Source organism: Sorangium sp. So ce327, from assembly GCF_051530205.1.
In the GTDB taxonomy this organism is placed as follows: domain Bacteria; phylum Myxococcota_A; class Polyangia; order Polyangiales; family Polyangiaceae; genus Sorangium; species Sorangium cellulosum_B.
In genome coordinates, this window is sequence record NZ_CP150330.1 from 8,022,425 (window position 1) to 8,045,583 (window position 23,159).

The following is a 23,159-nucleotide window of genomic DNA, read 5'->3' on the forward strand; positions in this document are numbered from 1 at the left end:
TTACGCCGTTCGCCGGCGTGAGCGCTGTCGTCGAGCTCGAATCTGAGAGATGAGGAGCGGTGAGATGAAGGGGGGATTAAGGATGCGTGCAACACGACTCGCAGCGGCGATCGTGGCGGCGCATCCGTGGGTCGAAGCACTGGCGCAGACGCCGACACAGGAGGCGGCCACGGCGGCGAAAGGGCGGCTCGAAGAGGCAGAGCGGCTGCATCGCCGCGTCGTCGAGCTCGAACAGGCACGCCGATACGACGAGGCCATCCTGCTCGCACGCCGGGCGCTCGAGCTGCGAGAAAAGGCGCTCGGGCCTGAGCATCCCGATGTGGCCGAGAGCCTCGCCAGCCTGGCCGGGTTGCTCTCCACGAAAGCCGACCATGCGTCGGCCGAGCCGCTCTACCGTCGCGCTCTCGCTATCCGGGAGAAGGCCCTCGGTCTCGAGCACCCCGACGTGGCCCAGAGCCTCAACAGCCTGGCCATGTTGCATTGGGTCAAAGGCGACAACGCGGCGGCCGAGCCACTCATCCGTCGCGCTCTCGCCATCCAGGAGAAAGCGCTCGGTCTCGAGCATCCCGACGTAGCCAACAGCCTCAACAGCCTGGCCTTGTTGCTCCTGGCGAAAGGCGACGACACCGCGGCTGAGCCGCTCTTGCGTCGCGCTCTGGCGATCCGGGAGAAGGCCCTCGGGCTCGAGCATCCCGACGTGGCCAGAAGCCTCAGCAGCCTGGCCCTATGGCCTCTTGAAAGAAGCGACTACGCAGCAGCCGTACCGCTCCTCCGTCGCGCTGTGACCATCTTGGAGAAGGCGCTCGGGCCCGAGCATCATGCCTTGGTTACCCCCCTCAACAACCTGGCCTTGTCGCTCCTGGCGCAAGGCGACTACGCAACGGCCGAGCCGCTCTTGCGTCGCGCTCTGACCATCGAGGAGAAGGCGCTCGGGCCCGAGCATCCTGAGTCGACCGCCATCCTCATCAATCTGGCCTGGTTGTATTCGAAGAGCGAAGCGCCCACGCGAGCGCTTCCGTTGATGCAGCGGGCTGCTGCGATCCAGGAGCGGGAGCTGACCTCTGTCCTTGCCACCAGCAACGAGCGGCAAAAGCACGCGTTTGCGTCGACGGTGGAAGACGAGACCAACTCGATCGTCAGATTTCACGTCCGCGCGCTGCCTGACCGCGCCGACGCCGCCCGGCTCGCGCTGACCGTCCTCTTGCAGCGCAAAGGCCGCATCCTCGACGCCATGGCCGACCTGCTCACGCAGCTCCGCGCCCACGGTCGGCAGGAGGACAAGTCGAAGCTGGACGAACTCGCACGTCTCAGGGGAGAGCTGGCAACGCGCACGCTGCGCGGGCCTGTGCCCGGCGAGGAGGTGAGCCATCACGGCGACGCGCTCGCCAAGCTGCAGGCGGATATCGAGGTGCTCGAGCGGGACCTGGCGGCGCGGTACAAGGCTCTCGCCGTGGAGCGTCGGGCCGTCACCCTCGAGGCCGTGCAAGCCACGCTCGGTCCGGGCGCCGCGCTCGTCGAGATCGCGCTGTTGGAGCCGTCTGATCCGCACACCAAGCCCCACCAAGAGTCTGGCGAGCCGCACTATGTCGCCTATGTGCTGCACCGGACTGGCGATCCGATCTGGGTGGAGCTGGGCCCGGCCGCGCCCATCGATGCGCTCATCACTGAAACGCGCGCAGCGCTGAGCGCGGCCAATCCGCGCTACGCCGAGACGGCACGCAAGCTTGACGAGAAGGTCATGGAGCCGGTGAGGCAGCTCCTCGGCGAGGCGCGCGAGGTGTACGTGTCGCCGGACGGAGAGCTCAACCTCGTGCCCTTCGCGGCGCTCGTCGACGAACGCGGGCAGTTCCTGCTCGCGCGTTATCGCTTCACCTACCTGACCAGCGGCCGGGATCTACTGCGCCTCGAGGCCACCCAGACCCAGAGCCCGCGCTCGCCTCCGCTGGTCATCGGCAACCCGGCCTACGACGAGGGCGGCAATGCTCCGGCCGGCGCGCTCTCGGGGCGCCGCTCGGACGCCATGGGCGAGATGCAGTTCGGCCCACTCCGGTGGACCGAATCCGAGGCGCGCGAGGTGGCGAACCTCTTGCCCAACGCACACATGCTGCTCGACAAGGATGCCACCGAGGGCGCGGTCAAGGCGCTCAATGGCCCCTCCATCCTGCACATGGCGACGCACGGCTTCTTCCTGGAGCAGCCACGCACGGTACCGCACGCGCCCGGCGAGTTCCGGGCGCTCGTGCCCGTGCCGCAGCCCCGAGCGCTGCCGCCCTTGCTCGAGAACCCGCTGCTGCGCTCGGGCCTGGCGCTCGCAGGCGCCAACCTGCGGCGCAGCGGCCGCGAGGACGGCGTGCTGACCGCGCTCGAGGTCGCGGGGTTGGATCTGTGGGGCACCAAGCTCGTTGTGCTGTCGGCGTGCGACACGGGGGTGGGCGAGCTCTACCGGGGCGAGGGCGTTTACGGGCTACGGCGCGCGCTGGTGCTCGCGGGGGTCGACAGCCAGATCATGAGTCTGTGGAAGGTGGCCGATGAAGAAACCCAGGCGCTGATGACGTACTACTACGGCCGCCTCTCGACCGATCACGGGCGCAGCGATGCGCTGCGCGAAGTGCAGATCACCATGGCTCGCAAGGGCCTGCACCCCTACTACTGGGCCGCCTTCATCGCGAGCGGCAGCGGCCGCTCGCTCTCCGGAAAGGAGCCGCCCCCCGTGCGAGAAGCCGCTCTGCCGACGGCAGCGGACACGATGGCGACCGCGCCCGAGTAAACCACACCCCCTCGCGAGCGTCGCCGCGCCCCCATCGCTCCCGCCTCCCTGCTTCCCAACCCCCGCGCGCCCCGCTAGGCTCGCCGCATGCCCCTCGATCCGCAGCGCCTCGCCCGTGTTCGCGCCCATTTCCTGGCGGCTGCCGCGCTCGTCACCGGGTGCGGCGGGAGCTCCGCGCCCGACCACACGATCAACGAACGGGCTCCCGTCGACCACGTCCCGCCGACGCCGACCGCGGCGCCCACCGAGTCCTCGTCCTCCGCGACCCCGCCGGAAGCGCCGCAGGCCGATCCGAGCGCCGACCCGTCGAAGGCGGCGATGCACGTGAACACGCCCCCGACTGCGACGCCGACGGCGCCCCCTGCGTCGTCCTCCGCGACCGTGGATCGTCCTCCGCCCGGCCAACCCCAGCTCCCGCCGAGGTCGCCGGTGCACGTCAACACGCCGGCGCGCACGAAGCCGTGACGCGAGCGGCATCCCCCGCCGACCCGCTCGCTCGCCGACGGCCGCGCCCCATCCGCTCATGAACACCGCGTTCCCTCTCGGCACGACCGAGCGGCTCTTCGCGACGCTCCACCGCCGCTTCCTCGATCGCCATTACCCCGCGCCCCCGTGGGACCGCCTCGACCCGGCGGCGCTCCCGCCGGCCGACGTCGAGATCGCCCGCCAGGCGTGGGCCGCGCGGGCGGTCGCCGAATACCGCTCCATGATCGTCTTCGGCGAGCTCATCGCCCGCTTCGCCGAGCTGCGCTTGCCCCTGGAGGTCACGACCGCGGCCTCGCGCCTCCTCCAGGACGAGGCTCGCCACACCGAGCTGTGCGCGCGCGCGGCCGACGCGCTCGGCGGCAACCACGGAGCGACGCTCGCCCCCTCCGATCTCCACCTCCCGCGGAACGGCCTCCCGGCCCATCTCTTCGTCGCCCGGTGGACCGCGTCGATGTTCTGCGTGGGAGAATCTGCGTCCGTCGGCATCCTCGACGTCCTCCAGCAGCACACCACCGATCCTTGCCTGCAGGTGGTCGTGGGCACCCTCCTCCGGGACGAGATCCTCCACGACCGCTTCGGCTGGGCGCTCGCGCGCCTCGTCTTGCCGCGCCTCACCGAGGACGAGCGCGACTGGCTCGCCGCCGATCTCGCGTTCTCGCTCGCGCACTACGACCGCATCCACGCCGGCGCCTCGCGCGCCGACGGCGAGCCGTTGCCCGAGGCGCCGCCGCCCGCCGGCCCGAACCTCGGGATCCCCTCGCGCCCGGCCGCGGCGCGCGCCTTCTACGACCGGATCGACCGTGTGATCCTCCCCTCGCTCGCCGCGCTGGGCGTGCCGGCGTACGAGGCATGGGCGTTGCGCCTCGAAGTCCCGGCCCAGGCCGAGAATCGCTGAGACGGCGCTCGCCAACTCAAGGGCGAAACACCCGTGAGACGGGTTCGCCGATCAGCGCCGCGAGGAGCCGCTCCCCTCAGGCCACGGCCCATGAACCGGACGGGACGATGGCAACGTCGTCGGCGTCACGGCTTCGGTCGAGGCGGGGTGTTGAGGTGCGTCGGCCGAGCCGGGGTGTTGAGGTGCGTCGGCCGGCCCGGGGTCGGTACGTTGGGCGAAGGCCGACGCGCGGTCGCGGAGGACGACGCCGCAGGGGTCGTCGGCAGCGTCGGCGCTGGCGTGTTCACGTCCATCGCCGCCTTGCCCGGCCCGTCGTCCGTACGGCCCGCCGGGGGCTCCTGGGGAGTCGCTGTGGGCTCCGGCGGGGTCGCAGCGGAGGACGCCGCGGGCGCTGTCGCGGTGGGCTCTGGCGGGGTCGCAGCGGAGGACGCCGCGGGCGCTGTCGCGGTGGGCGTCGGCGGGGCGTCGTCCAGGGAAGGGGGTTCGTTGATCGTGTGGTCCGGCGCGGAGCTCCCGCCGCACCCGGCGGTGACGAGCGCGGCAGCCGCCAGGAAATGGGCGCGAACACGGGCGAGGCGCTGCGGGTCGAGGGACATCCGGCGAGAGTAACGAGGCGCGCCGGGGGTTGGGAAGAACGGAAACGGGAGCGGATCGCGCGGGTTTTTCAAGCGCGAAACACCCGTGAGACGGGCTCGCCTATCAGCGCCGCGAGGAGCCGCTCGCCCTCGGGCCAGGGCCCGAAGCCGGCGTCGACGTTGATGTGCCCACACGGCCCCGCATGGATGAGCCGGCTCCCCCAGGCGCGCGCGAAGGCCTCGGCTCGCTCCGGGGTGCAGTACGGGTCGTTCGCGCTCGCGACGACCATCGAGGGGAACGGCAGCCTGACGCCGGGCAACGGATGGAACGTCGACGCCTCGCGCGGGTAGCTCGGCGATTCGGTGTCGGCCGGCGCGACGAGCAGCGCGGCGCGCACGGGTCGCGCGCCCGGCGCCGCCCAGTGGACGACCGTGCTCACGCCGCAGCTGTGCGCGACCAGCACCGGGGGCTCGGCGCTGGCGGCGACCGCCCGGTCGAGCGCCTCGACCCACGCGCGTCGGTCCGGGTGATCCCAGTCGGGCATCTCCACGCGGCGCGCGAAGGAGAGCTTCTGCTCCCAGAGCGTCTGCCAGTGGCGAGGGCCGGAGCCGCTGTAGCCAGGGACGATGAGAAGCGAAAGCATCGTGACAAGACCTCCCCGCGAACGAAGAGGGTACAGAGGAAGTGGGTGAAAATCACGTCGTCACCCCCCGCTGACCCCGGAGCCACGTCGACCCCTCCGACGCGCGCCGTGATGGGGCCGAGGTAGCCCAGGCGCGCCGGATTCATTCGATTTACACGACCTGTGGCAGACGCCGTGCGCGCCTCTCTTCATCCTCGTGGCTCGCGCTCGTGGCTCGCGAGGCGCAGTCACCGCCGAGACCACACCCCCCGCTGGTGGCAACGCGGCGATGCGGCGATGCGGCAATGCGGCGATGAAAATGCCCTGCTACTCCCGCATGGGACTTCCATGTCCCTCGATTCCTGTGTAAATATGCCAGATGCTGTCGGCGCTGAATGTCGAATCGCCGCCGGCAGGATTCTCTTGGTTGCGAACAACGTGTGACCTTACCGTGAAAGGTGTTTCAATGAATCAAGGATCGTCTTCGAGACGTCTGTCCAGGAGCCGCGTCGGGAGCTCCCTGTCTGTCCTTCTCTGCGTGCCCGTGGTGGCGCTCGCGCTCGCCGGTTGCGGCGGCACGGAGCCCTCCTCTTCCTCCGAGTCTGACGAGTCCACGCCAAACGGGGACGAGATCATGAGCTGGGAGGAGTTCCAGGCGAACGTTTACCGCGACCCGCAGCGCGGGGTCTACCTCATCGACGACGAGCAGGGGCTCAACGACGCGGAGCTGCGTGTCGTCTACGAGCGCTATGTCAAGACCGGGGCGCTCGTCGTGAAGCCGCTCGGACGGCGCTGATCACGCCTCGCAGAGATACGATCAATAGCTCGCTTTGAGCGTCCCATCGGATGCCTCACGCCGCGCCAGCCAGCGACAGGGCGAGCCAGTCGTCGAAGCGCGTCGGCATGACGCGCGCTCCGTCGCCGGGGGTGAGCGACCGATCGTCGATCCGGAGACCAAAATAGGGCGCCTCCGCGTCGGCGATCACCTCGCGGCGGTCCTTCTTGGCGCTCAGGTACTTGCCGACGAACTCGGCGAGCGGGCGCCTCTCGGGGCCGGCCACCTCGAGGATGCCGTTCACGGGCGGCCCGAGCGTGACGTCGGCCAGGGCCTCGGCGACGTCCTCGGACGCGATCGGCTGCAGGTGCGCCGACGAGAGGCGGACCCGCTCAGCGTCGGCGCTGGAGCGCGCGATGCCGTCCATGAACTCGAAGAACTGCGTGGCCCGCAGGAGGGTGTAGGGGATCCCGGAGGCCTCGATCAGCGCCTCCTGCGCCATCTTCGCGCGAAAATAGCCGCTGCCGAGCATTCGATCGGTGCCGACCACCGAGAGCGCCACATGATGTTTGACGCCCGCGGCGGCCTCGGCGGCGAGCAGGTTGCGGCCCGAGGTCTCGAAGAAGTCGAGGACCGCCTTGTCCTCGAACGACGGCGAGTTCGCCACGTCGACCACGACCTCGGCTCCCGCGAGCGCTCCGGCGAGCCCCTCGCCCGTGAGGCTGTTGACGCCCGTGGAAGGCGACGCCGCGACGACCTCATGGCCCTTCAGGCGGAGCCTGCGTACGAGCTTCGTCCCGATCAGGCCGGTTCCACCGATAACCACGATCTTCATGTCTTTCTCCCTTGTCCGTCACGCGAGCGACCGGCGCCTTGCTCCTGTGACCCCGCGCTCGCCCTCGATGACGAAGCGGGTCTAGCTCGTGTGACATGGGGCGAAGGAAAAATGACAGCCGCGCTGCCTCGCCTGGAGATCCCGCGCGACGACCCCGATCAGAACGGCGTGTCGCCTTCGTCCGGAACGATGATCGACTTCAGCGCCCCGTCCTGGCAATCGGCCTGCAGGCGGAAGCCCTTCTCGGCCTCGGACAGGTCGAACCGGTGGGTGACGATGGACTCGACATCCACCGCCCCCTCGGCGACCAGGCGGATCGCCCGCGGGTACACGTGCCCCATGCGCCGGGAGAACTTGACCTTCAGCCCCTTGCGGCGGCACAGCGCCGCCGGCAGCGCGTAGCGGTCGCCGTCGGGGATGCCCGCCAGCAGGATCCGACCGCCGATGCGCGCGGCCTCGGCCGCGTGGTGGAAGCCCTCGGGCGAGTTCGTCGCCTCGAGCACGAGGTCGACGCCCCGGCCGCCCGTCCACTCCGCGACGGCCGCGAAGCTCGGCGCCGCGTCGTGCGCGCCCAGCCGGCGCGCGGCCTCGGCCCGGTACGCGACGGGGTCGACCGCGAAGACGCGCGCGACGCCGGCCAGGCGCGCGAGCTGGACCAGGCACAGGCCGATCGGCCCGCACCCCAGCACCACCACCGTCTCCTGAAGGTGGGGCCGCGCCAGGTCGATCGCGTGGACCGCGACGCCCAGCGGCTCCAGCATCACGGCCTTTCGCACCGAGAAGCCGCGGGGGACCGGCACGACCTGGTCGGGGCGCACCGCCAGCCGCTCCGCCATGCCGCCGTGGAGCGGCGGCGCGCCAAGGAACTCCACGTGCGGGCACAGGTTCACGTGGCCGCGGTGGCACCACTCGCAGCGGCCGCAGGCGTGCGCGGGGTCGACGGCGACAAGCTGCCCCCTCGACAGGCCGAGCGCCGGGTGGTCGTCGACGACCCAGCCGGCGAACTCGTGCCCTGGCACGAAGGGGTCGCGGACCTGCGCCGCGCCGATCCCGCCCTCCAGGTAATAGTGGAGATCGCTGCCGCAGATCCCGCAGCCCGCGACCTGGATCGTCACCATGCCCTCGCGAGGCCGCGGAGGTTCGACCTCGCCGAGCCGGACATCGCGGATGCCGTGAATGAACGTTGCGCGCACTGTTCCAGTCTCCCTTTCAAGGCTCCGCCGGCTCCCCGGCGGCGCCGCGCTGGACGATTGTGCCGGCGCGATTCCCTACTGTAGTCTGCGCCCGTGATCGCTTGTCAATCCTGCGTTCCGGGTCGCTGAAGGCGCCATGCCGGCCGACCTCGTCCTCGGCATCGACCTGAGCACCACCGCCGCCAAGGCGGCGGCCTTCGACGTCCAGGGGCGCCTGCACGCCGCCGGCCGGGCGCCGCTCTCGCTGGCCCGGCCGGCTCCTGACCGGTTCGAGCAGGATCCCCGGGACTGGTGGGCTGCCCTGTGCCAGGCGGTCGCCGGCGTCACCGCCGCGGTGGACCCGGGCCGCATCGCGGGCCTCGCGATCGCGCACCAGCGCGAGACCTTCGCCTGCCTCGGTCCCGACGGCGAGCCGCTCCGTCCCGCCATGCTCTGGCTGGACGGCCGCGCGCGCGGGCACCTCGGCGCCGTGATCGACCGCATCGGGCAAGACCGCCTGCGGGCGCTGTCCGGCAAGGCCGCGGACTTCGGCCCGGCGCTGCCCAAGATCGCCTGGCTGGCCAGCGAGGAGCCGGAGACCCACCGCCGCACGACCCTCTTCTGCGACGTGCAGGCGTACCTCGTGCAGGCGCTGACCGGGCGCGCCCGCACCAGCTGGGCGAGCGCCGACCCGCTCGCGCTCTTCGACATCGGCGCGCGCCGCTGGTCCGAGGAGCTCTGCGCCGCCGCCGGCATCACGCCCGACCGGCTGCCGGAGGCGCTCGCTCCCGGCGCGCCGCTCGGCGCGGTGTCGGCGGCCGCAGCGGCGGCCACCGGGCTGCGCGAGGGCACGCCGGTGCTGGCCGGCGGCGGCGACGGCCAGATGGCCGGGCTCGGCGTCGACGCCCTGGACCCGCGGCGCGCCTACCTGAACCTGGGCACGGCGGTGGTCTTCGGGGTCTGGAGCCCCGAGCCGCGGCAGGACCCGGCGTGGCGGACCATGACCAGCGCCTCCGGCCGCGGCTACGTGCTGGAGAGCAGCCTGCGCAGCGGCGCGCTGCTCTCGGACTGGTACCTGCGCCGCCAGCTGGGCGTCGACCCGCGCGACGGGGCCGCGATGGCCGCGCTCGAGGCCGAGGCGGCGTCGCTCCCGCCCGGAAGCGGCGGCCTGCTGCTCTTGCCATACTGGGAGGGCGCCATGAACCCGCACTGGGATCCCGACGCCCGCGGCGCGATCCTGGGCCTCACGGACGCGCACGGGCGCGGCCACGTCTACCGCGCCCTGATCGAGGGCGTCGCGCTGGAGCAGGCCCTGGTGCTGGACCTGATGCGCGGCGCGGCGGGGGTCGAGGTCGCGGAGTTCGCCGCGGTCGGCGGCGTGGCCGCGAGCGACCTCTGGTGCGCCGTGATGGCCGATGCGACGGGCGTCGCCATCGAGCGGTCCGAGACGGTCGAGGCGGCGTGCCTGGGCGCCGCCATGTGCGCGGCCGCCGGCGCCGGGCTGGCCGGGAGCATCGAGGCGGCCGCGAGGGCGATGCGCGGGACCGCCACGGCGACGTTCCATCCCGATGCCGCGCGCCGGGAGCGCTACGCGGCGCTGCTGGGGATCTACCGCGACATGTATCCGCAGCTCTCGGGGCTGCTGCGCCGCCTCTCGGCCTTCACGAGGGAGTAGGCGCGGCTCGCTCTCCTCTTGGCGCAAGCCGGGCGCGGCGCCGGTCGCCCACCGAACTACGCCTGAGGATAGCCGCGCGCTGCTTTCGCTCGTCTTGATTGGCCTGCCCGAGCTCAGCGAGCGGCTCTGCGTGCGACGCGATCGCTCCCTGGTTTCGCGTCCCCACGCCCGATTGTTCATCGACCCGCTCACGCCGGACGATACGGCCGACACTCTGCGTGCACGCGTCGGCCGAATGAAAATTCAATAAATTCTTTAATCGCTCCCCTGATCCATCCGCCGACGAGCGTGAGCACCCGACAGAAATCGAAATCGAACCTCAGCACACCACACGAACGCACCACCAGAACCCGTGATATCCGACAGGCTCGCACGATTGACACATCTTCCTGGGACTTAGTACCTTCACCATCGCTACGCCCACACGGGCTAGCGGAACGTGATTCAAAGAAGGACAGGTGCACAATGGCCGATCCCAAGGATCTCAAGCTTCAGACTGTCAGGGGGCAGACCCTCGTCACCAGCGCCGGGGCGGCGCTGTCGGACGACTCCAAGCTGCGGCTCCGGTCCCAGCTGAAAAACGCGCTCAACGCCGAGCTCGCCGCGAGCGGCGAGACGCTCGGGCTGAAGCCCGGCGACAAGGTCGCGATCAGCAGCTCCATCGGTCAGAGCATCAGCTTCTAGACCGCGATAGCTGCCTTGCCCGGGCGGTGAACCCACCCGCGCAACCATTCGTCACACCGACGCAGGGCGACACCGTGGAATGGCCAGTAGACCGCATCGCGAGCCGAACGCCATCCCCGCCGCCCAGCGCCACGGCGCGGTCGACCGCATGCGCGCACGGGGCGGCATCCGCTGCCCGTGCGGCATGCCCCCCGACCCGGCCGCGCGTGACGACTCGCCTGGATGTTGTGCAACTCGCGACGCCGACCACGGCGTGGTGGCGAGAAGCGGAGGCCCAGCGATGAGTGAAGCACTGGATTTTTCTGGCTTTTCATGTCCCCAGGTTGGACTCGGCGACGACGTGCTCGACGTCGTCGCCGTCGGTCATGCGCGGCAGGTCGTGGAGACGTATCTCGAGCGGCACCGCGCTCACCTCGACCGCCATGCCGCGGGGCTCTCGACGGTCCTGACAGCGTGGCTGACGCGCGAGGACGAGCGGTTCGACACGGTCTGGAACCTCGCGTTCGGGGATGCGCACGCGCTCCTGCTCTCGCACGCCGACGATGTGGTCCGGTGCGCCAGCGCGCTCGCGCTGCGCATGAACGAGCGCGGCCACGCGGGCGCGTGGGAGGCCGAGCTCCCCGCCCCGGCCCGCCTCCGGTTCGGCCGGTGGCTGCTTCCGGCGGCCGAGGCCATCCAGGTCTCGGCGGCGGCCGAGAATGCCGCCGTCCGGACCAGAGCCGCCGGCGAGTGGCGCTCGGCCGCGTTTCTACGCGACGGCGAGCGCGGCTGGGCGCTCGTGGACGGGGACGACGTCGACGTCCTCGCCACGTGCCAGCGGCCGGACTTCCGGTTCACGTTGTCGACGGCGCAGTCCCTGTCGCCGTCCGGCGCGGAGCGCCTCCTGCAGGCCGACGCATACCAGTTCGATCGCGCCGAGGTGAGCACGGCGGACGCGTGGCGTGCCACCTGCGACGCCGCGTTGGACTTGATCCGAGAGACGGCCGACTTCTACGCGACGTGGGTCGACCGGGTGCTGCGGGACCTCATCCCGCTGCGGGCGAGGCCGTCCACGTTCAACAGCGGCAGCGAGCGGTTCTCGCCGGGGGTCGTCTGCGTCTCTGACCAGCCCTTCCGGTGGCCGCTCGCAGAGATGCTGGTGCACGAGGCCACGCACCAGTATCTGCACATCATCACCCGGCTGGGTCCCCTCGACGACGGGACCGACCAGAACCTCTATTTCTCTCCGTTCCGCAACAAGGAGCGCCCGATCTTCTTCATCGTCGTGGCGTACCACGCCTTCGCCAACGTCCTCATGTTCTACCGGACCGCCCGCGAGCGGGGCCTCGTGCCGGAGAGGGTCATCACCTCGGAGGCGTTCGCGAGCCGGGAGGAGACGCTGACGAAGCAGCTCCGCGCCATCGAGGATCCGCTCAAGAACGCCCGATCGCTCACGCCGCTCGGGCGAGCGCTGTGGGAGCCGCTCTACCATGTTCTGCACGCCTAGCGAGGAGGTCCGAGCATGACGTCGCTGCCCCTGGTGCGAGAACCTCACATGCCCGTCGCTCCGTCGCGCGACGTGGCCGATTTCCGCGTGGCCCTGGTATGCATGCCGTTCGCGTCGGCGGACCGGCCGTCCATCCAGCTCGGGCTCATCGGCGCGATCGCCCGATCGGCCGGGTTCACGGCCGATCTCTACCATTTCAACCTGGACCTCGCGGCCGAGCTCACCCCGCCGATCTACGAGCAGCTCTGCGAGCGGCGCTCGTACATGACCGGCGAGTGGCTCTTCGCGCGCGCCGCGTTCGGGGAATCCGCGCCGGGCGACGAGGAGAGCTATCTCAAGGCGTTCCCTGGCGAGGTCTCGTGGGTCGAGACCCTGGGCAAGGGCCGGGCGTACTTCGCGGAGCTGCGCCGGCAGATCCTGCCCGCGTTCATCGATCGCTGCCTCGACGCGGTGGATTGGGGCTCGTACCGCATCGTCGGCTTCAGCTCCCTGTTCCAGCAGAACGTCGCGTCGCTCGCGCTCGCGCGCCGCATCAAGGAACGTCACCCCCAGGTCCACATCGTCTTCGGGGGCGCAAACATGGAAGGCGAGATGGGGCGGGAGTACGCGCGCGCCTTCCCTTGCATCGACTATGTGGTCTCGGGCGAAGCCGACGAGGTGTTCCCCAAGCTGCTGCTCGCCCTCTCGCGGAAGGAGACCCACCTCCGGTTCCCCGGCGTCATCGCGCGCACCCGGCTCGGGCTCGTGGACGGAGGCCAGGCGCCGCCGGTCCACGACCTGGATCAGCTGCCCGTACCCGTCTACGATACCTATTTCGAGCACGCCGTCCGTCTCGGTTTGTCGCCGTACTACAGGTCGACGTGGACGCTGCCCTACGAGAGCTCCCGGGGGTGCTGGTGGGGCCAGAAGCACCATTGCACGTTCTGTGGGCTGAACGGGCAGGGCATGGCGTACAGGGCCAAGCGCCCGGCGCGCGTCCTGGAAGAGCTCTCCGTGCTCGCGCGCAAGCACCGCATCTGCTCGTTCATGGCGGTCGACAACATCCTGGACCAGAAATACGTCAAGGATTTCTTCGGCGAGATCGAGCGCGCCAAGGTGGATTACTGCTTCTTCTACGAGGTCAAGGCGAACCTCACCCGCGAGCAGATACGGGCGCTCTACCGCGGCGGCATCCGGCGCGTCCAGCCCGGCATCGAGAGCATGAGCAGCCACATCCTCGAACTCATGCGCAAGGGCTGCACGATGCTCCAGAACGTGCGCTGCCTGAAGTGGTGCATGTACTACGGCATCGGCGTGAACTGGAACCTGATCTGGGGCTTCCCGGGCGAGGCGGTCGAAGACTACGAGCGCGAGCTCGAGGTGCTGCAGTGCATCACGCACCTCGAGCCGCCGGTGGGCAGCGGCCGGATCTGGCTCGAGCGCTTCTCTCCGCACTTCACGGACAAGAGCTTCCCCGTGAGCAACATGCGCCCGGAGGCCAGCTACGGCCACGTGTATCCGCCGCACGTCGACCTGATGAAGGCCGCGTACTTCTTCGATTACGAGATGGGTGACACGGTGGCGTCCGCCGCGCACGCGGCGACGCACGCGCATGTCGAGCAATGGCGGGAGACGTGGCGCTCCGACGCGAAGCACACGCTGACGTACCGCCGGACGACGAGCGGCATCCTCATCGACGTCAACCGGGGCCCCGAGCACCAGAAGACGTACAGCGTGAGCGGCGCCAACGCCGCCATCTACGAGCTGTGCACCGAGACGATCCGGACGCCGGCCCAGGTGGCCGAGCAGCTGCGTGCTCTGTCGGCGGAGCACGCGTACTCCGCCGACGAGGTCCGCGAGGCCATGGACGAGTTCTGCCGCGCGCGGCTGATGCTCGGCGAGGACGACAAGTACTTCAGCCTGGCGCTCCCGTCGAACCCCAACTGGTAGCGGCCGCAGGAGGATACGCGAATGAAGATCAAGCGACTGGGCACGACCGATCTGTTCGTATCCGAGCTGGGCTTCGGGGCCTTCGCCATCGGCGGACACAGGACAGGAAACAGCTACGGACCCACCGATGACGCCACCTCGATCGCCGCCGTCCACACGGCGCTCGACCTGGGATGCACCTTCTTCGACACCGCCGATGTCTACGGGTACGGCCACAGCGAGGAGGTGCTGGGGCGCGCGCTCCGCGAGGCGCGGCGGACGAACGACGTCGTGATCGCGAGCAAGGTCGGCGGGAACTTCAGCACGGGGCGCACCGTGCTCGATTTCTCGCGGGAGCACATCGTCACCGCCATCGACGGCAGCCTCCGCAGGCTCGGCCGTGACACCCTCGACCTCTACCAGCTGCACAACCCGCCGGTGGAGCTGATCCGGTCCGGGGAGGCGTTCGACGCGCTGGACGAGGTGAAGCGGAGCGGCAAGATCCGGCACTACGGCGTCTCGATACACACCGCGGAGGAAGGCGAGGCGTGCATCGAGGGGCAGCGGGCCGAGGCGCTCCAGCTGGTCTACAACCTGTTTGGGCTCCTCGAGCCGGAGTCGTCTCTCGGGGTCATCTTCGATCGGGCCGTTCAACGCGGGGTGGGCCTTATCGCGCGTGAGCCGCTGGCCGCAGGCTTCCTCTCCGGGCGGCACGACCTCGACACGCGGTACGGCGCCGGCGACAACCGCGGGCACTGGCCGATGGGGCGCCGGCGGCTCTTCGTGGCCCTCGCGAACGCCCTGCGGCGGCTCGAGCGGCCCGGCGTGAGCTTGAGCCAGGCCGCCCTGCGGTTCGTCCTGGATGAGCCGGCGATCAGCACGACCATCGTCGGTATCAAGACCCCCGAGCAAGCACGGGAGAACTTCGGGGCGACCCAGGTCCCGAGCTTCCAGGAGCTGGAGGCGAGCACCGCGGCCTGAGCTCTCCCGGGGCGCTCTCCGGGGCCCGCTAGGGCGCGGCGTTCAGCTCTCGCTTCACCCCCTCCGCCACGATCGGCAGGGGGGCGAAGCCCTGGTGCAGGATGGCGTCATGGAAGCGGGCCTGGTCGAAGCGCGACCCGAGCGCGCGCTCGACCTCGCTCCGGAGCTGCCTGAACTTCTCGAGGCCAAAGAAGTACGCCGTCGCCTGGCCGGGCGACCGGAACGTGTAGCGCTGGATCTCGGCGTCCGTGAGCGCCTCCGAGGTGCCGAGCTGGGCGTGGAGCACGTCGCGCGCCTCGCCGACCGACACGCGCCCGGATTGCAGCCAGGGATCGAGGAACGCCCTCGCTTGCCGCACGAGGAGATAGTGCAGCGCGACGAAGCGGCTCTCCTTCGGCATGAAGGGCCGCATGAGGTCCTCGCAGTAGAGCGCCCAGCCCTCGAGGTTCGCGGCGTTGAACGCGAACAGCGTGCGCGCCGGCGACATCCCCCGCGCGATCGCCGTCGTGAACTGCATCTCGTGTCCGGGGCGCCCCTCGTGCACGAGGAGCGGCCACACGGCGGCCTCGTAGGTGAAGTCGTCGTAAGGCGGCGCGCCCGGCGCGGGCGCGCCCGGCATCAGCACCGCGATGTCCCGCTCGCCCTTCAGGAAGCCCTGCGTGTCGATCGTCGGCGAGGGGTTGAGCGCGATCTCGGCCGGGGTCGCCGCGCGGAACAGGAGCGGGCGGCCGGGCAGCGTCATCAGATGCTCCCTCCGGATCACCTGCTCGATCTCGGCGATCCGCCGCCCGAACAGCGCCTGGAGATCGGTGCCTGTCCGCTGATCGCGCTTGAGCGCCGCGAGCACGCGCGCCGGGTCGCTGTCGGCGAGCCGGCGCTCGGCGGCGATCTCGCCCGCGAGCGCGCGCCAGGCCGTCATCGTCTCGTCGTAGGCCGCGCGGGCGCGCGCGGCGAGCGCGGCGGGCGCATCGTCGACGCCGGCGTCGCGCAGGTTCATCGCGTAGAGCTCGGGCGGCAGCCGGAAGTCGTCGCGCGCCGTGGGCAGGAGCTCCGTCTCGACGAAGCGCCGCCAGCGGTCGAGCGCCGCCCCGAGCGCCTCGGCCTGCGGCAGCCGCGCTTCGCCGGCAAGCGCCACGATCGCGTCGCGGAGCGAGGGGATGTTCACGAGGAGCTGCTGCACTTCGGGCCGGGTCGGCGGCAGCTTGCGCGCGGAGACGTCCTCGCGGATCCGGGCGATCGCCGCGTCCACCAGGGGCACGGCGCCGTCGCCGAGGTACCGCCGCGCGCGGCGCTCACCGATCGCCCGGTGCCCCGTCGGGGCCTCTGCGCCGAGCAGGGGGGCGAGCCCCTGGTAGATGGTCTGGCCGACATCGGTCACCCGCACCATGACGCGGGTGGAGAGCCGGGTCCGCTCGGCCATCCTCCTCGCGGCGTCCTCGAGGATCAGCAGATCGGTGCGGGCGTCCGCGTCGGGCTCTTCCTTGCGCCCGTCCGCGAAGCGCGAGGCGACGGCCTGGAGCGCCCGCACGTCGCGCTCATCGGACGACACGGCGACGTCGATGACGGCCTCCTCGAAGCCCTCCACGCCCAGGTAACCGACCTGCTCCGGCGCAGCCTGGCCGATCACCTGCAGGAGCTCCTGGGCATATCGATCCCGGCGCGACGAAGCGGTCTGAGACGGGGAGGGCGAGGGCACGGTCACCGCCACGTTCGGTGGTTGCGTCTGGCACCCGGAGGATGCTGCGATGAGCGTGGAGACCGCGAGCGCGCGGCAGGCGCGCCACACGCCCGCAGGCGCTGCGCCGAGGCGCCCCCCAGCCCCCCGGGCCGTGATCGCGCCGCGCCGAGCCCATCGTTGGAGCAGCCTCTCCGAGCGGTGATCCCGCCTCAGGGCCGTGGCGACGTCACGGGGGCGCATCGAGGGAGGTACTCTAACCTACAGGCACGACCACCACAAGATCCGCCGCCCGGCACGGCAGTGATGGTCTTGCTCGTGGCGTGAGGCCACGGTGCTCACGAGGGCAGTCGATCCGACGACGGTTGGAAGGACCTGGCTCCCGTGCCACGCGGGCCAGGTCCCGTCTGCCTCACGTCTCCTCAGTGCGCCGTCGGATCGTTGACGCGCCCAGCGAAGAGGAGCGCCTCCGTGTGCAGATCGCTGATGAAGAAGAAGAACGGCCGATCCAGCATGATCGCCGCGGGCTCGGGGAAGAAGCCCGAGCCCGTGGAGCCGATGAGGACCGCCGTCGCCGCCGCGGCCTCGGTCCCGGCCTCGTCCACGTCGATGACCGCCTTGTGGATGACGTCCTGAATCTGGAGCCCTCCATCCGCGAGGATCCCCGAGAAGTCGGCGCTGGGGCCAAAGGCGGCGCCCATTCCGAGATCCGTGAGCGCCTTCTTGAGAGAGGCCCCGGTGCCAAACGAAAACTTCGGCATCGTGATGTCGACCGACCGCGACTGAAGCGAGGCGATGATCGTCTCGAGCGCCGCGCCGTCGAGGGACTCCGCCAGCGCGTCCGCGTTCCCCTCGGCAGGCAGGACGAGGAACATCGAGACGGGAGTGCCCGCATAGGGGATCTCCACCGCTTCCCAGCCGTCGCCGGCGCCGTAGCGCGTCTCCTGTGTGCCGTGCATCATCTGGGCGGTGACGCTCGCGCCGTCGCCGCGCTGGAACGCGCCGGGCTTCGTCGCGTCCTCGTTGAACGGCGTGTGCCACGCGGCGTCGAAGTAGATGGCGTTGGTGAGCACGGCGAGCGTCTCCGAGTTCACGTTCTTCTTGAGGAGCTCCGGAATCATGCCCTCCGTCTGGTCCTTCACCCACGCGTTGATGAGGCTCTCGGCCTCGTCCGGCGCACCGAAGTCGGCGAGCCGCACGCGCGCCCCGTAGTTCTCGCCGAGCACCTTCAAGAACGGCTGTTCGAGCGGGAGGTCGATCTGCGACCAGATGGCGTTGGCCGTATGGAGCCGGAAGCCGCCTCCCTCGACGTTGCTCGAGCCCTCGGCGCGCCTGTGGAGCTCGAGATCCACGTAGTTGAACGCCGGGTGCAGCCGCTCCTGCGGGAGCTCGAACCGCATCGTCGTGGCCATCGCCTGCTCCGTGGTGGTCCGCGCGCCCGCGTACGTCATCGCGAGCGCCGTCGAGATGCTGTAAGGCGAGTAGACGACGTTCCCGTTCGCGCTGGGGAGCACGCGGCCGAGGTCGAGCGCGAAGCTCGCGTTGTTGCGCGTCAACAACACCCGATCCTCCTCCGAGACGACCGGGTTCTCGATCCGCGCCGCGTCCGAGGGCAGCACGCAGCCAGCCTTCTTCTCGAAGCACTCGACGGCCCCGCCGCCCCCTCCCTGGCCCGAGCCGCCCTGTCCCTGATCCGAGCCACCGCCGCCGGTGCCGCCTCCATCGTTCGAGTTGCACCCCGCGAGAGCCGACATGACAAGGGTCGCCAAGACAATTGATGTTCTCATGATGCCAGGGTTTTGCAGCCTGCGTGCCAGTGCGCTTTTGCGCCGCAAATCGCATGTTCGCCCTGGGGGAGACGCGCAGACCCGGCAAGCCTGGAGCAAATTGTGCCAAGATGAGCCGAACGGGGTGCTCACGGGTGAGCCGGGATGCGTCAATGGCGACGAAACCGAGGGATCGGCGGGGGTGGATGTGCCTGTGCCTCCTTGCCAGACCCCGTGGTGTGCTGGGAAGGTCGTGCCGCACGAGCGGGTTGCGCCGAGGTGCGCCACGGACCATCCTTCGGGCCGACGCGAGAGGCACATGAAGATGGACGAGGGCGCAGGAGAACCGACAGGCACGCGCTCGGCGCGGATCGATCGCGGCGACGTGTTCTGGATAGGGCCCGATGACTCGCGGGGGCCTGTCCCGAGCTATTCCCATCCCCATGTGGTGGTCCAGGACGACGTCTTCAACCACTCGCGCATCACGACCGTGGTCGTGTGCGCGCTGACGTCGAACCTGGGCCGGGCGAACGAGCCTGGGAACGTCCTGCTCGACGTGGGCGAGGGCAACCTTCCCAGGCAGAGCGTCGTGGTCGTGTCGCAGATCTCCTCGGTCGAGAAGGCCCGCCTGGGCGAGCGGATCGGGTCGCTGTCCGACGCACGGGTGGATCAGATCCTGGCCGGCCTGCGCTTCCAGCAGGTATCGTTCTTCAGGCGGTAGCGAGCGGGTGCGCCTCGTGGGACAGGTCGACTTCACCGAGGCAGCGACGTTGGACGAGCGCGGTTTCTCTGGAGGACGATGAATGCCTTACCACGGTGACCCGGAGGACGACTTCAAGAAGGCGCTTGCCCAGGATCGGGCGCGGATCGATTCGGCCATCGAGCGTCTCTCGGGGGAAGAGCCGAAGCCTGAGCGGTTCCTGCTCGCGCTCGCCGGGGCGTGGGGCCGCCAGGTTTCATGTCTGAAGTGGCTGCCGCCGGTCGCCCCGACCGAGCGTGGCGTGAAGAGCGCGGCCCGCTGGGTACCTGCATCCAACCCAAACGTCCAGCGAACCGCCCTCGTCGCCCTCGAGAGAGCCGGGGTGGCTGCGCGGCCTGTCCTGAGTACGATCGCCGATGCCCTCACGAGCGAGGAGCCCACCGCTCGGATCGCCGCGGCCCGCGTGCTCGCGCGCGCTGCGCCGTGTCCCGAGCAGGCGCCGGCGCTCCGTCGTGCGCTCTCCGACGAGCTGTTCACCGTGCGCTGGCTGGCGGTGGAGGCGCTCGCGCGCAGCGGCGATGACCATCCGCTGGCGCCGGTCCTTGCGGCGTCACGTCCACGGCTGGACGCTCGGCTTGCTCCCTATCGGCTCGATGGCTGGCTGCGCGCGGTCACCGCCCTTGGACGGGGTGCGTCCGCGCTGTTGCCCGAGCTGGACGAGCTCCTGGACCGAACCTCCCAGCTCAGCCAGAGCGACACGTGGTGGCATGAATCGAGGTTCACGCTCGAGCGACTCGTACGGGAGCTTCGTGCGACCCAGGGTGATCCCTGAACGGGTTCATCTCCCGCGCACGCGAGGCCATCCCAGCGCCTTCGTCCATGGACGACATGACCATGAGCCGACGACCGAGCCCCCGTCTGCGGACCGCAGTGCTCGCGCTCTCCGCTGCCAGTTGCGGAGGCGCGGCGGGCCCCTCCGCCGCCAGCATGCCCTGCCCACCCCCCACACCGCCTCCGGCGGCCTCGCCGGTCGACGCCGCCGGCAAGCCTGGCCGCACGAAGCTCAGCGTGGCCCTCATCCCGTGGATTCCAGACGCCGCCGGCGATGACTTCGCGTCCCTGCGAACGATGATCGAGGACGGGTTCGAATCGCAGCACGCGGCGATCGATCTCGAGCTTCGCCTCGTCAAGTCCGATGACAGCTACCACAATCCGACGCGCCTCGCCGGATGGCTCGCGTCCGGTCGCCACGATCTCGTCGAGATCGACACCGTGGTGCTGGGAGATCTGATCGACGCCGGCGTCCTCGAGCCGTGGCCTTCCGTGCCGGAGCGCGACTACCTGGCAGCAGCCAGGTCAGCCAGCACCGAGATCGACCGGAGTGGCAAGTCCGTCTGGTGGGGTGTACCCCACCTCAGCTGCGGGTTCTTCCTTGTCACGAGATCGGAGAAGCTCGACGCCGCTCCCAGCATCGCCGGCCTCGTGAAGGCCGCGCGCGAGAGCGGGAAGCCGCTCCTCGGGAACTTCGTGAGCAGCTGGGATCTACCCGCCCTCTACCTGGACGCGCGTGTCGACAACGGGCTCGATGCCACGAACCCGCTGACCCTGAGCAACGCCGTGAAGCCACCCCTTCACGCCGGCAGCACAGCGGCGCTCAAGCAGCTCGCCGCGCTCTGCCGACAGGGTGACAGGAACCCTTGCATCGACGGGACGTACGACGAGACACTGGAGGGTCCGGTCGAGGAGTTCGTGAAGGGCAGCGCGATCGGGTACTGGGGATACAGCGAGCGCCTGCATCGGACTGTCACCCTCATGAAGGCGCAGGGCGTGCCCGTCGAGGGGCTGCGTGTGTCGACGATCCCGCTCGGCACCAGCGCCACGCCCCTCCTGTTCACCGACGCCTTCGTGCGGCGCAAGGGATGCTCCGGCGACCCAGCCTGCAATGCCGCCGCCGCCGCGTGGGCGGAGTTCATCACCCGCGACGACGTGATGCGCGATCTGCTCGTCTCCAGGGATGCGGGGCCGACCGCGGTGCCGCGCTACCTGTTGCCGGCCACGAGCTCCGCGTTCCAGGTCGAGCCGATCGCCAGCGACGCCCTCTACGCGGAGCTTCGTCCTCTGGCCCAGTCCGCGAGATCCTTTCCCTCGCACGCGTCGATGTACGAGCGGCGGAGCGCGCTCGCGCACCTGATCGAGACCGAGCTCGCGGCGCCCTGAGGGCCATGTCGCTCGACAGGGCCCGGCGAGGCCGTGCGGCACATCACACGATTGATTGCATTGACAACCACATCCTGTGCGGTAGGATCGGCCGTCATGCGCGACCAGTTCACGGCCGACGGGGGGATCGTCCTCGACAACGCGCTCGGCTTCTGGGTGGCGCGCGTCTACCTCGCTTCCCGCGCCGAGATGTACCGGCGCTTCCGCGCGCACGGCGTCGAGATCACGCCCGAGCAATGGATGGTCCTCGTCCGCCTGTGGGAGCAGGAGGGCGTCACGCAGACGCACCTGGCCGAGCGCACCTTCCGGGACGTGCCCACGATGAGCCGGATCCTCGCGCTCATGGAGCGCGACGGGCTTGTCGAGCGCCGGCCCGACCCGACGGACCGGCGCGCCCGGCTCGTCTACCTCACCGCGCGCGGGCGAGCGCTGCGCAAGGCCCTGTCGGGCGAGGCGAAGACCCTCGTGGACACGTCGCGCGCCGGCATCCCGGAGGACGATCTGCTCACGACCCGGCGCACGCTGCAGCGCATCCTCGCGAACCTCGAGCCCGAGGGCTGAAGGTAGCCCCGCCCCCCACGCCGCCTTCTTCATCATCAATTAATTGCATAGACAACCAATTCAGGAGAGACCCGCATGAGCCAGACCGCTGCTTCCCCTCACTTTCCTGCGCACACGCTCGACACGGCGCCCGCGGCGGCCCGCCCCGCGCTGGAGCAGGCCTCGCGGAAGTTCGGCTTCCTGCCGCTGCCCTTGGCGCGCTTCGCGACCTCGCCGCTCCTGGTGCGCGCCTTCGATGAGCTCCTCGCGGTCTTCGAGGGGGCGACGCTCTCGCCGGTGGAGCGCGAGGTCGTGGTGATGGTCATCGCCGGCGAGAACGGCTGCGATCTCTGCCGCACGATGCACCGCGGGCTGCTCCTCCGCGCGGGGGCTTCCCCCGAGGTCGCCGCGGCGCTGTTCGAGCGAAGGCCGGCGCCCGACGCGCGCCTCCAGGCGCTCGCGGCGTTCACCGAGGCGACGCTGCGCGAGCGGGGCCAGGTGCCGGACGCCGATCTCGACGCCTTCCTCCGCGCGGGCTTCACCGCCGAGCAGGCCCTCGAGGTGATCGTCGGTATCGGCACCTACACGCTGTCGACGTTCGCGAACCGGATGACCCGCTCCCACGCGCTGCGCTGATCGCACCGAAGCGCGGGGCCCGAGAGCGGAAGCGCCGCGGTGATCTCGCGTTGGTCTCCTTGACAAGGCGGGGGAAGCGTCAGCTACGCTGGCTCTCCACGACAGAAGGGTTCGAGGTAGCAGACGCATGACTGCGCAGATCGGTGACGACGTCGCCTATGCGGGCGCTGACTGGAGCCTGGCGGGCGTGAACGGCGGCGAGCTGTTCGACCCGGCGAGCCACGGACTTCGTGTTCGCCCGGCGAGCACTGCGTGCTGGCGTGGCTTCGTCTGTCGCTATGAGCTTCGCGACAACGCCCTGTACCTCGGCGGCCTGGACGTCGCGCTCGAAGGCGACGCTCCTCCCCTGTTGGACAAGATGCCACAGAAGCCGACGACGCCCCTGGGATTCACGGCCACCTACGAAGGCATCGGGCTCCCTGTCCCGTTCAGCGGCGGCCTGCTTCTCGCGCGCGATTTCTTGCTCGATCTGTATGTTCACATGGGCTTCCACCCGGCGTGAAAATACGCCCACGTCCTCGAGGTGGAGCTCGAGGCGGGACGCATCTCGCGCGTCATCGACTGCTCGAAGCCGATGGCCGACATCCGCAGCCGCGTCGCGGGCACGGATGAGCCAGGCCCGGGGAGCTCCCACGAGGACATCGAGGCGTGGGTCGAGCGTGCCTTTTCCCGCAAGTACTGACGCCGTTTCCTGATCCCGGGAGAGCGCGTGGCAAGCCCGCGCCCCGAGCCAGGCTGGGGTAGCACGTCTCGAACACCACGT

21 protein-coding genes are annotated in these 23,159 nt (G+C 70.2%); 16 read left to right on the forward strand and 5 right to left on the reverse strand.

The window, feature by feature from the left end; genetic code table 11:
• Positions 1-64: 64 nt before the first annotated feature.
• From WME95_RS29820 to WME95_RS29830, 3 genes are all read left to right on the forward strand, one after another.
• A complete protein-coding gene (locus WME95_RS29820) occupies positions 65-2,767 on the forward strand; it encodes a CHAT domain-containing protein (RefSeq protein WP_437902737.1) in 2,703 nt (900 codons plus the stop codon).
• Positions 2,768-2,854: 87 nt separating this feature from the next.
• Positions 2,855-3,232, forward strand: coding sequence for a hypothetical protein (locus tag WME95_RS29825; RefSeq protein ID WP_437902738.1), 378 nt, complete (start codon positions 2,855-2,857; stop codon positions 3,230-3,232).
• 58 nt (positions 3,233-3,290) lie between these two features.
• Positions 3,291-4,148 (forward strand): hypothetical protein, encoded by an 858-nt coding sequence (locus tag WME95_RS29830; RefSeq protein ID WP_437902739.1) that lies wholly within the window; start codon positions 3,291-3,293, stop codon positions 4,146-4,148.
• Positions 4,149-4,812: 664 nt separating this feature from the next.
• Here the strand turns inward: WME95_RS29830 and WME95_RS29835 are convergent.
• Positions 4,813-5,367 (reverse strand): RBBP9/YdeN family alpha/beta hydrolase, encoded by a 555-nt coding sequence (locus WME95_RS29835; RefSeq protein ID WP_437542232.1) that lies wholly within the window; start codon positions 5,365-5,367, stop codon positions 4,813-4,815.
• A gap of 613 nt (positions 5,368-5,980) precedes the next feature.
• On the opposite strand from WME95_RS29835, the gene WME95_RS29840 reads away from it, so the two are divergent.
• Positions 5,981-6,142, forward strand: a complete 162-nt coding sequence (locus tag WME95_RS29840; protein ID WP_157906943.1) for a hypothetical protein — start codon at positions 5,981-5,983, stop codon at positions 6,140-6,142.
• A gap of 55 nt (positions 6,143-6,197) precedes the next feature.
• Here the strand turns inward: WME95_RS29840 and WME95_RS29845 are convergent, their stop codons facing one another.
• Both WME95_RS29845 and WME95_RS29850 read right to left on the reverse strand, forming a co-directional pair.
• Positions 6,198-6,956 carry an SDR family oxidoreductase gene (locus WME95_RS29845; RefSeq protein ID WP_437902740.1) on the reverse strand — a complete coding sequence of 253 codons (759 nt, stop codon included), beginning with the start codon at positions 6,954-6,956 and terminating at the stop codon, positions 6,198-6,200.
• Positions 6,957-7,114: 158 nt separating this feature from the next.
• Positions 7,115-8,149 (reverse strand): zinc-dependent alcohol dehydrogenase, encoded by a 1,035-nt coding sequence (locus WME95_RS29850; RefSeq protein ID WP_437902741.1) that lies wholly within the window; start codon positions 8,147-8,149, stop codon positions 7,115-7,117.
• 136 nt (positions 8,150-8,285) lie between these two features.
• Here WME95_RS29850 and WME95_RS29855 point away from each other — a divergent pair, with 136 nt between their 5' ends.
• From WME95_RS29855 to WME95_RS29875, 5 genes are all read left to right on the forward strand, one after another.
• Positions 8,286-9,803, forward strand: coding sequence for a xylulokinase (locus tag WME95_RS29855; protein ID WP_437902742.1), 1,518 nt, complete (start codon positions 8,286-8,288; stop codon positions 9,801-9,803).
• 465 nt (positions 9,804-10,268) lie between these two features.
• Positions 10,269-10,487 carry a hypothetical protein gene (locus tag WME95_RS29860; RefSeq protein ID WP_437542242.1) on the forward strand — a complete coding sequence of 73 codons (219 nt, stop codon included), beginning with the start codon at positions 10,269-10,271 and terminating at the stop codon, positions 10,485-10,487.
• 280 nt (positions 10,488-10,767) lie between these two features.
• The gene (locus tag WME95_RS29865) at positions 10,768-11,973 is read left to right on the forward strand and encodes an aKG-HExxH-type peptide beta-hydroxylase (RefSeq protein ID WP_437902743.1); all 1,206 of its coding nucleotides are present in this window, start codon (positions 10,768-10,770) and stop codon (positions 11,971-11,973) included.
• Positions 11,974-11,988: 15 nt separating this feature from the next.
• A complete protein-coding gene (locus WME95_RS29870) occupies positions 11,989-13,902 on the forward strand; it encodes a RiPP maturation radical SAM C-methyltransferase (protein WP_437902744.1) in 1,914 nt (637 codons plus the stop codon).
• A 21-nt stretch (positions 13,903-13,923) separates the two neighbouring features.
• Positions 13,924-14,862 carry an aldo/keto reductase gene (locus WME95_RS29875; RefSeq protein WP_437902745.1) on the forward strand — a complete coding sequence of 313 codons (939 nt, stop codon included), beginning with the start codon at positions 13,924-13,926 and terminating at the stop codon, positions 14,860-14,862.
• A gap of 28 nt (positions 14,863-14,890) precedes the next feature.
• Here WME95_RS29875 and WME95_RS29880 read toward each other — a convergent pair whose 3' ends face one another.
• Positions 14,891-16,489, reverse strand: a complete 1,599-nt coding sequence (locus WME95_RS29880; RefSeq protein WP_437902746.1) for a DUF885 domain-containing protein — start codon at positions 16,487-16,489, stop codon at positions 14,891-14,893.
• A gap of 470 nt (positions 16,490-16,959) precedes the next feature.
• Positions 16,960-18,291 (reverse strand): serpin family protein, encoded by a 1,332-nt coding sequence (locus WME95_RS29885; RefSeq protein WP_437902747.1) that lies wholly within the window; start codon positions 18,289-18,291, stop codon positions 16,960-16,962.
• Positions 18,292-18,628: 337 nt separating this feature from the next.
• Here WME95_RS29885 and WME95_RS29890 point away from each other — a divergent pair, with 337 nt between their 5' ends.
• The 7 genes from WME95_RS29890 (at position 18,629) to WME95_RS29920 (ending at position 23,078) form a co-directional block, all read left to right on the forward strand.
• Positions 18,629-19,024, forward strand: coding sequence for a type II toxin-antitoxin system PemK/MazF family toxin (locus tag WME95_RS29890; protein ID WP_437555523.1), 396 nt, complete (start codon positions 18,629-18,631; stop codon positions 19,022-19,024).
• 82 nt (positions 19,025-19,106) lie between these two features.
• Positions 19,107-19,835 (forward strand): HEAT repeat domain-containing protein, encoded by a 729-nt coding sequence (locus WME95_RS29895; protein WP_437902748.1) that lies wholly within the window; start codon positions 19,107-19,109, stop codon positions 19,833-19,835.
• 155 nt (positions 19,836-19,990) lie between these two features.
• Positions 19,991-21,220, forward strand: a complete 1,230-nt coding sequence (locus tag WME95_RS29900; RefSeq protein WP_437902749.1) for a hypothetical protein — start codon at positions 19,991-19,993, stop codon at positions 21,218-21,220.
• Between the two features lie 96 nt (positions 21,221-21,316).
• Positions 21,317-21,781: a MarR family winged helix-turn-helix transcriptional regulator gene (locus tag WME95_RS29905; RefSeq protein WP_437902750.1), complete on the forward strand. Its 465-nt coding sequence runs from the start codon at positions 21,317-21,319 to the stop codon at positions 21,779-21,781.
• Positions 21,782-21,856: 75 nt separating this feature from the next.
• Entirely contained in the window at positions 21,857-22,396 is a 540-nt protein-coding gene (locus tag WME95_RS29910) for a carboxymuconolactone decarboxylase family protein (RefSeq protein ID WP_437902751.1), read from the forward strand.
• Between the two features lie 127 nt (positions 22,397-22,523).
• Positions 22,524-22,898, forward strand: coding sequence for a hypothetical protein (locus tag WME95_RS29915; RefSeq protein ID WP_437902752.1), 375 nt, complete (start codon positions 22,524-22,526; stop codon positions 22,896-22,898).
• Between the two features lie 21 nt (positions 22,899-22,919).
• On the forward strand, positions 22,920-23,078 hold the full coding sequence (locus tag WME95_RS29920) for a hypothetical protein (RefSeq protein WP_437902753.1): 159 nt from the start codon (positions 22,920-22,922) through the stop codon (positions 23,076-23,078).
• Positions 23,079-23,159: the final 81 nt, after the last annotated feature.